This window comes from Nitrospirota bacterium, assembly GCA_016212215.1.
Classification (GTDB): Bacteria; Nitrospirota; 9FT-COMBO-42-15; order HDB-SIOI813; family HDB-SIOI813; genus JACRGV01.
The window spans coordinates 1-14,631 of sequence record JACRGV010000003.1; the positions used below are offsets into that span (position 1 = coordinate 1).

Annotated in this window: 10 protein-coding genes and 1 pseudogene; 9 read left to right on the forward strand and 2 right to left on the reverse strand. The window is 43.6% G+C overall.

Annotated features, from left to right (window positions below; genetic code table 11):
* Window positions 1-483: 483 nt before the first annotated feature.
* The 6 genes from HZA08_00195 to HZA08_00220 all read left to right on the forward strand — a co-directional run bounded on the left by HZA08_00195 (window position 484) and on the right by HZA08_00220 (window position 5,369).
* Window positions 484-843, forward strand: coding sequence for a PilZ domain-containing protein (locus HZA08_00195; protein MBI5191846.1), 360 nt, complete (start codon window positions 484-486; stop codon window positions 841-843).
* Window positions 844-919: 76 nt separating this feature from the next.
* Window positions 920-2,350, forward strand: a complete 1,431-nt coding sequence (locus HZA08_00200) for an aldehyde dehydrogenase family protein (GenBank protein MBI5191847.1) — start codon at window positions 920-922, stop codon at window positions 2,348-2,350.
* A gap of 2 nt (window positions 2,351-2,352) precedes the next feature.
* The gene (locus HZA08_00205) at window positions 2,353-3,060 is read left to right on the forward strand and encodes a response regulator transcription factor (protein MBI5191848.1); all 708 of its coding nucleotides are present in this window, start codon (window positions 2,353-2,355) and stop codon (window positions 3,058-3,060) included.
* Window positions 3,026-4,435, forward strand: coding sequence for a HAMP domain-containing protein (locus HZA08_00210; protein ID MBI5191849.1), 1,410 nt, complete (start codon window positions 3,026-3,028; stop codon window positions 4,433-4,435). Before HZA08_00205 ends, HZA08_00210 begins: the two co-directional genes overlap by 35 nt.
* Before the next feature lie 181 nt (window positions 4,436-4,616).
* Window positions 4,617-4,979, forward strand: a complete 363-nt coding sequence (locus HZA08_00215) for a hypothetical protein (protein MBI5191850.1) — start codon at window positions 4,617-4,619, stop codon at window positions 4,977-4,979.
* A gap of 63 nt (window positions 4,980-5,042) precedes the next feature.
* Window positions 5,043-5,369, forward strand: coding sequence for a hypothetical protein (locus HZA08_00220; protein MBI5191851.1), 327 nt, complete (start codon window positions 5,043-5,045; stop codon window positions 5,367-5,369).
* 162 nt (window positions 5,370-5,531) lie between these two features.
* Here the strand turns inward: HZA08_00220 and HZA08_00225 are convergent.
* Both HZA08_00225 and HZA08_00230 read right to left on the reverse strand, forming a co-directional pair.
* Window positions 5,532-6,706 (reverse strand): IS3 family transposase gene (locus HZA08_00225; GenBank protein ID MBI5191852.1). Its coding sequence is split into 2 segments (ribosomal slippage): window positions 5,532-6,433 and window positions 6,433-6,706, totalling 1,176 coding nucleotides; the frame shifts between segments, so codons are not numbered across the junction.
* A gap of 138 nt (window positions 6,707-6,844) precedes the next feature.
* On the reverse strand, window positions 6,845-8,176 hold the full coding sequence (locus HZA08_00230; protein MBI5191853.1) for an ATP-binding protein: 1,332 nt from the start codon (window positions 8,174-8,176) through the stop codon (window positions 6,845-6,847).
* 235 nt (window positions 8,177-8,411) lie between these two features.
* On the opposite strand from HZA08_00230, the gene HZA08_00235 reads away from it, so the two are divergent.
* The 3 genes and pseudogenes from HZA08_00235 (at window position 8,412) to HZA08_00245 (ending at window position 14,293) form a co-directional block, all read left to right on the forward strand.
* Complete coding sequence (locus tag HZA08_00235; protein MBI5191854.1) at window positions 8,412-11,963, forward strand: DNA polymerase III subunit alpha; 3,552 nt, start codon at window positions 8,412-8,414, stop codon at window positions 11,961-11,963.
* 11 nt (window positions 11,964-11,974) lie between these two features.
* The gene (locus HZA08_00240; protein MBI5191855.1) at window positions 11,975-12,931 is read left to right on the forward strand and encodes an acetyl-CoA carboxylase carboxyltransferase subunit alpha; all 957 of its coding nucleotides are present in this window, start codon (window positions 11,975-11,977) and stop codon (window positions 12,929-12,931) included.
* Window positions 12,932-13,015: 84 nt separating this feature from the next.
* Window positions 13,016-14,293 (forward strand): annotated as a pseudogene (locus tag HZA08_00245) (glycosyltransferase).
* The last annotated feature ends 338 nt before the right edge of the window (window positions 14,294-14,631 follow it).

The window sequence follows — 14,631 nt, forward strand, 5'->3', positions numbered from 1 at the left end:
CAGCTTTTTCTGTTGCTTCATCCGAAAATCAACCCCATCCCCACCCTACCCCTCCCCTTGAAGGGGAGGGAATCAACATAGCCCCCTCTCCCTCAGGGAGAGGGTTAGGGTGAGGGTGGGGTTTTCATTGCCCTTTGTGAGCACCCCGCTCATGAGGGTTCATCCGAAAATATGATTTACTAACACAGAGACACTGAGGCACTGAGGCACTGAGGCACTGAGGTTTTTTATAAATTAAATCCTTACGCTGTGTCTCAGTGTCTCTGTGTTAAATTTTCATCCCCCTTTGTGAGCGCCCCGCTCATGACAGTTCATCCGAAAATCCCTTCCGGCGGGGTTGGAAAACCCCGCCTATCCATTTCTACGAGGATAGGCGGGACTTTCTTGTCCCGCTGATTTTCATGGCCCTGTGAGCAATTGTTTATATGAGTTTATCCGTTTTTCCTCTTGACTACTGCATTATAATAGAGTAGCATTTTCCCTATGCTGAAGAAGGAACAGGAAAAACGTAAATATCCGAGATATGGGATTGCTTCAATCGCCAATATCTCTTTCCCCGGGTCGGATGAAACCATAGAGGCATTTATCAGCAGTATCAGCCAGGGAGGGGTCGGCATATACTCACAGCAGAAATTTGAAATCGGCACTGATATTGATGTCCGTATAAGTTTTCTTCAGACAAATGGTAATGAAGAAATTACTGAAATTATCCCGGGACGGGTGGTATGGGTTAAAAATCTTCATCAGAATTTTGTAATCGGCATCTCATTTGCCACTCTCGATACTGTAAGGAACTCTAAACTGCTTAGTTATATTGAAGCCGCTTCTCAGGGAATGGCATAACATTCTAACATTGTCTGGGGACACCATACTTAATTCTTTTTGAAATAAGTATGGTGTCCCCAGAAGAGAACAGCCAATGCTTATCAATGGTCAGTGGGGTCAGTGGACAAAAATCCCTGCAGGAAAAACAGATACCAATTTCATAAATATACTCTCCCCTTATGACGGCAAGGTTATAGGGGCAATTCCAGAGGCAAGCCCTGAAGATGTTGACAATGCAATATCTGCCGCAGAAAAGACATTCCGAGAAAACAGATTAACACCGCATGAACGATATACGATACTCTCAAAGACATCAGAATTATTACATGAGAGAAGAGAGAAGATAACAGCCACACTCGCATTAGAGGCCGGAAAACCTATCAGAGACGCACGTGCAGAGGTTGACAGGGCAGTACAGACATTCCTTATATCTGCTGAAGAGGCAAAGAGGGTTCACGGAGAGGTTGTTCCTGTTGAGGCATCAAAAGGTTCAGAAAACAGGGTTGCATTTACTATCAGGGTGCCGGTTGGGCCGGTTTGTGCAATCTCGCCATTCAACTTTCCCCTGAATCTCGCAGCCCATAAAGTAGGTCCTGCGATTGCAGCGGGCAATACGGTTGTGTTGAAGCCGTCATGCCTTACCCCGTTCTCTGCTATAAATTTAGGACAGGCAATGATGGACGCAGGGCTCCCCCCCGGACATTTGAACATTATATTCGGCCAGGGAAGCACGGTTGGGGAACGCCTGCTTGCGGACAGGAGATTTGCATTTTATACATTTACCGGAAGCCCTGCGGTCGGGACACATATCCGTAACACCATTGGATTAAGGCGCTCAACGCTTGAACTCGGCTCTAACTCAGCCGTCATCATTCATAAAGATGCAGACATAGAAAAGGCTGTCAATGCCTGCGTACGGGCCTCTTTCGCTTATGCAGGACAGGTCTGTATTTCCCTTCAGCGTATAATCCTGCACAGTGACATTAAAGAAATATTTCTGGGGAAATTTATTCCGGCGGTTGAAAAACTCAGGCTTGGCGACCCGCTTGATGAAAGCACAGACGTAGGCCCGATGATTACAGAAGAGGCGGCTATTAAAGCAGAAGAATGGATCAATGAGGCAGTGTCAAAAGGTGCACATCTCCTTTGCGGCGGAAAGAGAAACAGAAGCATGGTTCAGCCGGCTGTATTAACCGATGTGGACAAGAACATGAGGGTTGTTTGTTATGAGGTGTTTGCCCCTGTAGTTACAATTCAGGAATACAGCGCCATTGATGATGCTGTAAATATTATGAATGATTCTGAATTCGGCCTTCAGGCAGGCATATTCACATCTGATATAAATACTGCATTTGATGTCGCAAAAAATGCCCGTGTAGGCGGTGTAATGATTAATGACAGCTCCATGTACAGGGTTGACCCCATGCCTTATGGAGGGGTTAAATCAAGCGGCATAGGCCGTGAAGGGCCTAAATATGCTATTGAGGAGATGACTGATTTAAAGATCATAGTTTTTAATCTATAATTATGCGGATACTAATAGTTGAAGATGAAAGGAAGGTCTCAAACTTCATCAGGCAGGCGCTTGAAGAAGAGCAGTATGCCGTGGACCAGGCATTTAATGGTAAAGAAGGTCTGGAACTGGCAGAGGTTTATGAGTATGACCTGGTCATACTTGACCTTATGCTGCCTGAAATGAGCGGGCTTGATATTATTAATAACCTGAGGCAAAAGAAAAAGAAGATGCCTATACTCGTTCTGACCGCAAGAGACGGGGTACAGGATAAGGTAACAGTCCTCGATGCAGGCGGTGATGATTATCTTACAAAACCGTTCTCTATTGAAGAGTTTCTTGCAAGGGTGCGTGCCCTTTTAAGACGGGGTCATGCTGAGACTACGGAAGTCCTAAAGATTGCAGATCTGACCTTGAATCCAACCAGACATGAGGTTCACAGAGGGTACAAACGGATTGACCTGACAAATAAAGAATATGCACTGCTGGAATATTTTATGCGAAACCCAAACCGCGTCCTGACAAGGAGTATGATCGCAGAGCATGTCTGGAATATTGATTTTGATACAGAAACCAATGTAATTGATGTTTACATTACCTACCTTCGCAATAAGGTTGACAGGACGGGAACACACCGGCTGATTCAGACAATACGCGGGGTCGGCTACATGCTTCAGGGAGAATATAATGGCCATCCGGACAAGACTGGCCATCTGGTTTAGCATATTAGTTGCTGTAGTTCTGACCCTGTCGGCATTAATCCGCTACACCGGCTATAAACAGGCACTGCAGAGCCGACAGGATTACTCCCTAAGGGTAGTTGCAGACATCCTTGACTCTTCCATCCCAAGACATTCTCCTACAAAAAATGAAGTACAAACAGCCGTAGCAAGAATGATAAGGGAGTACCCTGATATTGAGTTAAAAGGAATACTAATAGAAGTGTACGATTCGTCACGGGCAGTAATATTTATATCGTCATTGTCTGAGGCCCAGCAATTCCATATCACAGAAGATATATGGAAAAGAACACAACATAAAGAAGTAAGCCTGACAACAATACCGGCCGGAAGTGACAACGGTTCCATAAGGATATTAACAAAACCAATATTCTACAGGAATAAACTTATTTATATAATACAGGTCGGCAGTTCAACTAATGACATTGAAGAGACACTTGAAAGTATATTCTTGTTTAACATACTTATTATCCCTCTCTCAATATTGCTGATTGGTATAGGCGGATGGTTTCTTGCAAAGGAGGCATTAAAACCATTGGAGGCTATAATAACCGCATCTCATCACATCAGTTCAGGAGACCTTCACCACAGGATACCTGCATCAGACACAAGTTCTGAAATAAGTGCACTGACCAGGGCATTTAATCAGATGACCATTAAACTGCAATCCTCTTTTCAACAGATAAAGGATTTCAGTGAAAATGTCTCGCATGAATTAAGAATCCCACTCTCAATTCTGAGAGGTCAGACTGAGCTGAGCCTTAAAAGAAGCCGGCCTGTTGAGGAATACAGAAATACACTTGAGAGTAATCTTGAAGAGATACTCAGGATGGAAAATATTGTTGAGAGGCTGTTGTTCCTGTCAAAGGCAGAACGTGGAGAACTCAAACTTGAAAAATCGGAATTGGACATAAGAGACCTTTCAGAATGGGCATTTGCCCAGTTTAAGCTGCAGGCACAGGAAAAGAATATAAATCTGATTCTGAATTCAGAAAATTCGGTAACTGTTTATGGAGATGAGGTTCTGTTAAGAGAGTTATTACTCAACCTCATAAAAAACGCCATAACCTATACTAACGAAGGCGGAAGTGTTTCACTCTCAATAGGCAGAAGTGATGAAGGTGCAGTAATATCTGTGGCCGATACCGGCATAGGGATACCTGAAAAAGATATTCCTCATATTTTTGAACGGTTCTATCAGGTAGACAAATCCCGTTCCACTCAAGGCAGCGGGCTTGGGCTAAGTATATGCAAATGGATCGTGGAGGCACACAATGGAAAAATAACAGTAGAGAGTGCTTATGGAAAAGGGAGTGAATTTTCAGTATTTCTTCCTTCTCCAGACCGGAATGGATAATCGTAGATTAGAAAAATCTAATCTTCTACTAATTAGAATTTAATGTTAATGGGATACTATGATGCATTAAAGTTGCCATGAGCATGTTTCAGTGTTTCATGCTAATTTTATCATGGGATGCTGAGATGAATTCAGTATGACAATCTTAGATTTTATATAAAGAAAGGAGGTGAAAAAATAAATGAGAAAATTTTTCCAGGGCTTATTAACAGCAGCAGTTGTTGTTTCCTTCGTCAGCGTCAGCTTTGCAGGTATGATTAAAGGCAAATTGACAAAGATTGATGAGAAAAAGTCAGTCTATGTTGTAAAAGAGGGAAAGAACAAGCACGAAGTTCACTTCGACGCCACTACACAGAAGGAAGGCGATGTTAAAGTCGGCGCTACTGTAGAAGTAGATGAAGACAATGGACACGCAAAATCCATAAAGGTTGAGGCAAAGAAGGCAGAAGAAAAGAAGGAAATGAAGAAGGAGATGAAAGCAGAAAAGAAGGCAGACAAGAAGGAAGAGAAAAAAGAAGAGAAGAAAGAGGAAAAAAAGAAATAACTCCTCTTTAACCACATTTGGATAGTTGACATGGATAATATAAACATGATAAAAATGCACGCTATGTTTCTTAAGAGAATTCTTGTCCTCATTGTCGCATTAACCCTGACCATGTCAGCTATCGGGTGTGGAGTTTCCAAATCCGACCATGAAAAGATAGTAAAGGAGTTGGAAAAGGCCAATCAGGAAAAGGCCGCTCTATCAGATCAGATTAATCAATTAAAGGCAGAGAATGAGTCCGTTGCACAGAATGTTTCTAAATTAGAGAGTGACCTGAACGCAATCCACCAGGAAAACGAAGACCTCAAGACAAAACTCGCCGCAGTAAAGAAACCGGCTAAACCAGCAGTCCAACCAAAACCGGTAAAGACAAATAATAAAAAGAAGTAATTAGATGAGGCTCTTGCAAAAGTACAAAAATGCTGTCATTCCCGCATGTTTTAAGCGGGAATCTATCCAGCAATTCTCGGTGAAAAACACAGGAGATTGCTTCGTCGCTTATGCTCCTCGCAAAGGACTGAGGTCTGATGTCAATAGTGGACACGAAATACCTTATGCAACAAGCTGCCTTTCATAGAACTCTTGTTCAAAGGCAGCAGGGGAGAGATAGCCTAACTTAGCCTGCCGTCTCTGCCTATTATAAAATATCTCAATGTATTCTGTAATCTCCTGTATTGCTTCTTGTCTTGTTTTGTAACGTCTGTGATGAACAAGCTCACTCTTGAGCGTTTCCCAGTAACTCTCCATAGGTGCATTGTCATAACAGTTTCCTTTTCTACTCATAGATGCCTTCATACCTAATTCCTCAAGCAACATGCTGTATTCATGGGAGCAGTACTGGCTTCCCCTGTCTGAATGCTGTATCAGCCCCTTAACATGGCGATTAGATACCACTGCCCTAAGCAGTGATTTACTGACCAATTCTTTTGTCATCCGTACATCCATTGCATAGCCTACAATCTCTTTGGTAAATATATCCTTGTGTCCGGCAAGATAAAACCAGCCTTCTTCTGTAGGGATATACGTAATATCTGTAACCCAAACCTGATTCGGTGCTTTTGCATCAAATTTCTGATCTAATAAATTATCTGCTACAGGCAGGTTATGCATGGAGTTGGTTGTTGCCTTAAACTTCTTCTTCTGTTTGCAGATTATACCCAACTTCTTGCATATCCTCCTGATCCGGCAAATCCCTGCATTAAGCCCATACGAAGCCAACTCCTTCTGTAATCGTTCCGGCCCATGAGTTTCCCGTGTACGCTTATGGGCAGCCATTATCTCTACTTCCAAACGTTGATCCTCCTGGGTACGTTGGCTTAACGGACGCCCCAAACGTGCATAGTACCCGCTTGCTGATACATCAAATATCCGGCACAGTAATGGTATTGGATACCTCAGTCGCATATCATCTATCATCGCGTACCTGCCAGCGACTCCTTCGCAAAGTACGCCGCCGTTTTTTTTAATATGTCCCGCTCTATCTTTACCTCAGAAAGCTCTCTCTTAACTCTGGACAATTCCAGCTCTACTTCCGTCAGCGGCTTATGTGTCTTGCCTATATCTCTAAGCTTTCCAGCCTTGTAATGCTTTACCCATGTATTTAATGTCGACGGGGGTAATGATAACCTACGACCTGCTTCCACTACAGACAACCCTCCTTCTGTAACCAACTTCACAGATTCTTCCCGAAACTCCTTTGTGTACTTCCCATTTGGAATTCTTTCCATCTTGACACCTCCAGTTTGTTTATTGTACCAAACTTTCGTGTCCATTTTTTCATCATACCTCATCCGACCTACAGCGGCTATCTCAGAATTGCTTTCTAAGAATTTGAAGAATTCGACTATCGGCAATTTTCAGAAGCTTTAGCTCAACAGCCACTCATAAACTGGCTGACTCACGATGCCCTTCACAGTCATTGCAGAGAGTTGATCTAAGGTAAGCATCAGAAATCGCTGCTGTGCACGTGGAAAATCAGCGGCAACATCCTTCAGCGCCCGTATCTCACGCTCAATTGTCTCGTCCGATCCTGTATCAGCGCAAACTTGTATTAACTCCTCTTTACCGTTAGGAAATCTGGCGTGGAAATCTACCTCGTACCCTTTCGTTGTGCGCACATAGCCTGTCTCTGCCTTACGTCGTTGAAGTTCATGCAGTACAACAGTTTCTATTGCGTGTCCGGCATTTGTGCGGCCTGAGCGATCGAATGCGCTGATGAGCCCCGTGTCCACAGGATAGACTTTACGGGGATTAGAGTTGCGACGCCGCTCAGAATCAGTAGCCAGCGGCACGGTGCTTATGAGGAAGGCGTCCTGCAGATGCCCCATCATGGCATGAAGTGCGTCCTTGGCAACTCCAAGACCCTGCGCCTTCAGATCCAGATAGAGGCGGTGCACGCTCAAACTTCCTGCCGGATTTCTGAGACACTGTCTTGTCAGCCATCGAAGCGCTGCAATCTGCGTAACACCGTATCGCTCCACGATGTCTCTGAACAACACGGTATCCACGTAACCCTGCAGAAGGTCTACCCGAAGTTCACCGGACAATCCCTGTGCCTCCGGGAATCCGCCTACAGCAAGATATTCCCGAAATTCTTTCTCAATCAGTGACCGGTCAACTGCCGTGAATTCATGAACGTGTTTTGCCGGCTCCGTTCCACGATGTCTCATAAACTCCCTGAAGCTGAACGGCCGGATTACCGTTTCCATGCCGCGGCCACGGAGCGAAGAATGAACTTCCCGGCTCAGCATCTTAGCAGATGATCCGGACACCACAATCTCCACTCGCTCTGTGTCCATAACCCTGCGGACGAACCGCTCCCAGCCATTGACAAGCTGGACTTCATCAAGCAGCCATCGTACCGTCTCTGTGCCACGGAGCTCAGGATATCGCCGGTAATATTCTTCCAGCAACAGGCTGAGCTGTTCCATCGGCAGGTCAGCCAGCCGGTCGTCATCAAAACTCAGATAAACTACCCGCTCCGGCGGTATTGATTTGCGCCACTCTGCCTGCAACTGGCGCAGGAAGGTTGTCTTTCCGGCCCGCCGCATACCAATTACCGCATGGACTTTGCCGGGAACAGCAGGCAGCACGGCATCCCGACGCGTTGCCAACAGTTTCGGTACAGGCAAAACAGCGATATTCAGCTTCTCATTCATAACAGGATGCAGTGCCATAATGGTTGATATGATATTCATTAGGTGTCCTTTTGTCAAGGACTGATTTAATATTAACAGGCTTTCAGAGGAAACCTGCTACAGGAACAACCACGATGTTTAGAGCAAAGAATAGAATAGCGAAAATCTAATTGACAAATCCTATCTCTGCATTATAGAATACACCCCAGATTTAACACTATAGATTGTTGTTAAATAGTATAAACTTTCCTAAATACCACACTATATAGGATAAACTGAAGGAACCTGAAAAATTATGCATCACTCAGACTTTGTCCATTTGCATCTGCATACAAAATACAGCCTGCTTGATGGGGCTAATACTATTGAAGGGATTCTGGATACTGCGGAGAAGTATAAGATGCCTGCGCTGGCGATTACTGACCACGGTAATATGTATGGGGCGATTGAGTTCTACAGGACAGCGGTCAAAAAGGGCATAAAGCCTATTATAGGCTGTGAATCATATATTGCCCCGAAAAGCAGGCTTGATAAAAAGGATGCCGGCGGGATTACAAATGCATCGTTTCATCTTTTACTGCTTGCAGCAAACAATACCGGATACAAAAACCTCATCAAACTTGTGAGTTCAGGCCACCTTGAGGGATTCTATTATAGGCCGCGAATAGACAAAGAGATACTTGCACAACACAGTGAGGGCCTGATTGCCCTCAGCTCCTGCCTGAAAGGCGAGATACCATACAGACTACTTCAGGGAAAGACGGATGAGGCAATGAAGGCTGTTGGGGACTATATTGACATCTTTGGAAAAGACAACTTCTACTTTGAGATACAGGACAATAAAATCCCGGAGCAGGATAAGATAAACAGGGAGCTCGTTTCACTTTCAAAAAAGCTGGACGTAAAACTTGTTGCAACAGGTGACTGTCATTATCTTAAAAAGGATGATGCTCGGGCACATGAGATACTGCTCTGTATTCAGACAGGTGCAAATGTAAATGACACACAGAGGCTGAAGTTTACCACTGATGAGTTCTACATGAAATCACCTGAAGAGATGCACAGGGCATTTGCAGAAATCCCGGATGCTGTATCAAACTCCGTTGAAATAGCCGCTAAATGCAATGTCAATATTGAACTCGGAAAATTCATGCTCCCAGCCTACGATGTCCCTGAGAATTATACAAGGGAAAGTTATTTGGAAGAGTTGGTGTATAAGGGGATGGAGGAAAGGCTGAAGCAAGAAGTTAGAAGCAAGAAGTTAGACGAAGAAAAACAGAAGCAAGAAGAAGAAAGGCAGATGCAAGATGCAAGATGCAAGATGTTAGAAGATTCATCTTTTGACTCATCACTCATCACTCATCAACCTGACTATACTGATAGACTTAAAGAAGAGCTTCGTGTCATAAATTCTATGGGCTATGCCGGTTACTTCCTGATTGTGTGGGATTTTATCAATTATGCTAAGGCAAACGACATCCCTGTCGGCCCCGGCAGGGGGTCTGCGGCAGGGAGCCTTGTGGCCTATTGCCTGAAGATTACTGATTTGAATCCACTTAAATATGGCCTCCTGTTTGAACGTTTCCTTAATCCTGAAAGAATAAGTATGCCGGATATTGACGTGGATTTCTGTATGGATAAACGGGATCGTGTTATCCGTTATGTTACAGAAAAATACGGGAATGACCATGTAGCACAGATTATCACATTTGGAACTATGGCGGCACGCGGTGTAATAAGAGATGTAGGCCGCGTCCTTGATATACCTTATGCTGAGGTAGATAAGGTAGCAAAGCTCATACCCGAAGGGCCGAACGTAACACTTGAGAGTGCTGTTAATGATGAACCCAAATTAAAAGAACTGATAAACAGCGACACAAGGATAAAGGAGCTGATGGAGTATGCCCGTTCTCTTGAAGGGCTGACCAGACATGCCTCTACACATGCGGCGGGTATCGTTATATCAAAAGACCCTCTGACTGAATATGTCCCCCTTGCACTCGGTTCTAATAAGGAAGTTGTAACACAGTTCTCTATGGGAGACATAGAAAAGGTCGGGCTTGTCAAGTTTGACTTCCTCGGACTGAAGACACTTACAGTGATAAACCACGCAGTCCGGCTTGTTAATCAAACTAACAAAAGTTCAGATAATTTTGACATATCCTCAATACCCCTTGATGACACTGAGACTTATACACTGCTTTCATCAGGTAATACAGCAGGCGTCTTCCAGCTTGAAAGTATGGGGATGCGGGATATTCTTGTGAAGATTAAACCGGACTGTTTTGAAGACCTTATTGCAATACTTGCACTTTACCGGCCCGGCCCATTAGGCAGCGGTATGGTGGATGACTTTATAAAACGTAAACGGGGGATTACTCAGGTAACGTATGACCCGCCGTTACTGGAAGAAATTCTGAAAGAGACTTATGGGGTTATAGTCTATCAGGAACAGGTAATGAAGATCGCCAATGTCCTTGCAGGGTTCAGCCTTGGAGAGGCAGATATTTTACGCCGTGCAATGGGTAAAAAAGACCCTGAGACAATGGCAAAGTTGAAAGAGAGGTTTGTCAGCGGTGCGAAGAATGCCGGCAATAACGAGAAGAAGGCTGAGAAGATATTTGACCTCATTGAATTTTTCGCAGGTTACGGTTTTAACAAATCCCACTCCGCTGCTTATGCACTCATAACCTATCAGACCGGCTATCTCAAGGTACACTACCCTGTTGAATACATGGCAGCAATGCTTACCTGTGAAATGGGTAAGTTAGATAAGATCTCTGCCGGGATTCGGGAATGTAAAGATATGGGTATTGAAGTCCTGCCGCCTGATGTTAATGAGAGTAATAAAGACTTTACTGTTGCAGATAAGGCGATACGGTTTGGACTTGTGGCAATAAAAAATGTCGGCGAGGCTGCAATTGACTCCATCATTGCCGTTAGAAATGATGGGGGGAGATTTACTACAATATTTGATTTCTGCAACCGTGTAGACCTGAGAAGGGTAAATAAGAAAACCATAGAATCTCTTATAAAGAGCGGGGCTTTTGATTCAACAGGTGCAAAGCGTTCACAACTTATGGACGTATTAGACAAGGCCATGACTATAGGCAGTAACAACCAGAAGTCCAAAGAACAGGTCAGCATATTCGATGCAATGACAGCGGCAGGCGGCAATACGATTATGGAGAAACTGCCCAATATCCCTGAGTGGGATGAACATGACCTCCTGAAATCTGAAAAAGAGATGATCGGTTTTTATATCAGCTCTCATCCCCTTGCAAAATATGAAAATAAGATAAGAAGGCATACCTCAATCACTACAAAAGACCTTATGGATTTGGATGATGGAAAAGAGGTTGCAGTCTGTGGTATTATAAGCGACGTTCGGGTAACGGTTACAAAGCGCGGTGATAAGATGGCTTATGTGAGGATAGAGGACCTTGACGGAAATGTTGAGGTAATCGTATTTCCTGATCTATACAAGGCATCTTCTGAGTTGCTTACAGCGGATAAACCTGTAATAATATCCGGTACAATTAATAAGAATGAGACAGGCTGTAAGATTAAGGGAAATAATATTCAGGACCTTTTAACAGCACCGGAAAGAAGGTCTTCAAGAATGGATATAAGGCTTCTTTCAACCGGTCTTACAAAAGAAGACCTGAGTAACCTTAAAAATATTTTAGCAGACAATAATGGTAAATGTCCTGTATTCCTGCACATTATCGCTGTAAACAAGGAATATGTATTGGCATTGGATGACAAACTAATGATAAAACCATCGGATGCACTGATGAATTCGATCGAGAGCAGATTCGGCAGGAACACAGTAAGTTTCAATTAAAGTTTAATAAGATGGCAAAAGAACTCCTTGAATTTGAAAAGCCTCTGATAGAGATAGAAGAGAAGATTGAAAAACTCCGGTCCTATGTTCATGTAGAAGACCCTAAGATCAATTCTGAAATAGAGAAGCTGTCTAAACGATCCCATGACCTGCTTGACCGCATTTATGCAAAGCTGACACCGTGGCAGAAGGCACAGGTTGCCAGGCATCCGAACAGGCCCACTACCTCAGACTATATCAATATATTTATTGAAAATTTTATTGAGCTTCACGGCGACAGACACTATGCAGATGATCCGGCTATTATAGGCGGGTTCGGGAGATTCAAAGGGATGCAGGTTGTTGTTATAGGCCATCAGAAGGGTACAGGTACGAAGGATAAGATATACAGAAACTTTGGGATGCCGAATCCTGAAGGTTACAGAAAGGCATTACGCCTTATGCACCTTGCTGAGAAGTTTAAAAAACCTATTCTCACTTTTATTGACACACCAGGTGCATACCCGGGTATAGGAGCTGAAGAGCGCGGTCAGTCAGAGGCAATTGCAAGAAACCTTTTTGATATGTGCATGATAAAGGTACCGATTATAGTTTCAGTTATAGGTGAAGGGGGAAGCGGAGGGGCGCTTGCTATCGGGGTCGGTGACCGCATTATCATGTTTGAACATTCAATCTATTCCGTTATCTCCCCCGAAGGCTGTGCTGCAATACTCTGGGGCGACGGGTCAAGGGCAGCAGAGGCCGCAGACACACTTAAAATGACTGCACAGGATCTGAAAAGGCTTGGGGTAATAGACCTGATAGTTAAAGAACCCATAGGCGGTGCACACCGTGACCCTGAAATAGCCGCACAGAACCTTAAAGACACAATAGCAAAGGCAATAAAAGAGATCGAGACCATTCCGGGTGACAAACTTGCAGTAATGAGATATGAGAAGTTTAAAAAGATGGGGGCGTATAAGGACTGACCACATTAATGCCATACTATTATTTTCTATACATAAATAGTCACCTTTTCAAGAGAAGATAAGAAAATTGGCACAAAGGCAACTATGAAAATCCTGTTTGTACACCAAAATTTTCCAGGACAATTTAAACATTTAGCTCCCGCATTGGCGGCTCAAGGTCACGAGGTTGTTGCTTTTGTTTTAAAAGATCAAAAGCCCAACGTATGGAAAGGCGTGCGGGTTATTGCCTACAAACCGACAGTTGGCCGTAGTCTGAAGATTCATCCTTGGGCAGTGGCTTTCGAAACTAAAATTATTCTTGGCGAAGCGGTTTTTCACGCATCATTAAAACTCAAAGCCGAAGGGTTTACGCCCGATTTGATTATTGCCCATCCGGGCTGGGGCGAAAGTCTATTTTTAAAAAATGTCTGGGAACAGACTAAGTTAGCGATTTATTGCGAATTCTTTTATCGTATTCACGGGTTAGATGCTCATTTTGATCCTGAATTTGCTACGAAAGCTGTAAGTGATGGTTGCCGAACACAAATTATGAATATCAACAATTTATTACATTTTGATGTTGCTGATGCCGGTTTATCGCCGACTAATTGGCAGGCGAGTACCTTTCCCGAGCCGTTTCGCTCAAAAATCAGCGTGATTCACGATGGCATTGATACCGAGCTTGCGGTGCCGAATTCTAATATTTCATTGAAGTTGAATAATCAACTGACACTGACGCGCGAAGATGAAATTATTACCTTTATTAGTCGAAATTTAGAACCTTATCGCGGTTATCATATTTTTATGCGCTGTTTACCGGAGCTATTAACGCGGCGGCCAAAAGCCCGAGTGTTGATAATCGGCGGCGACGGAGTCAGTTATGGTGTACCACCAAAAGATTGACAAACGTGGAAGACCTTGTTTTTTAATGAAATCAAAGGCAGGTTGTCGGCGGCACAAATCAGCCGCATTCATTTTTTAGGCTATGTGCCGTATGAGCATTTTTTGAAGGTGTTGCAACTGTCCACAGTTCACGTTTATTTGACTTACCCCTTTATTTTAAGCTGGAGTTTATTAGAGGCCATGAGTGCCGGTTGCACGATAGTCGCCGGCGATACTCCACCATTGCACGAATTTATTCAACCCAATCACAATGGTCGTTTGGTGAATTTTTTTGACCAAGCTACTTGGGTTGAACAAATTTGTGACCTGTTAGCCCATCCGCAAGAACGTAATCGCTTGGCAAATCATGCGCGTACCTTTGTTCAGCAACATTATGATTTACAACGCTGTTGTTTGCCTAAACAATTGAATTGGGTTAATCAACGATGTCCCGCAATCCGCAGGCACAGGAACTTGCGAGTTGTTTGCCTAAACAATTGAATTGGGTTAATCAACTGCTGATGACCTAATTCTGTCGAGTTTCATTCATTGCCTGATTCTGAGCGGCGATAATACAAAGGAGAAACAAATGAGCAAGGCAGAAGAGGAAGTTTTAAATTTTATTAAGTCTCATATAGGAAAATCAAATAACTGAGCCTCATCCTACTCTCCAAAATCTACGGTGTCAATAAGATTTTTTGTAACCGTTCACGGGTTAAAAAGGCACTCCTTAAAAAAGCACTTCCTGAAATTCCATCAATTTTTTCACCAAGTTTTAAAAGCTTAGAATGACCTACTAAACAAAACTTGCGTTCCAATTCCGGATAGGCTATATTATC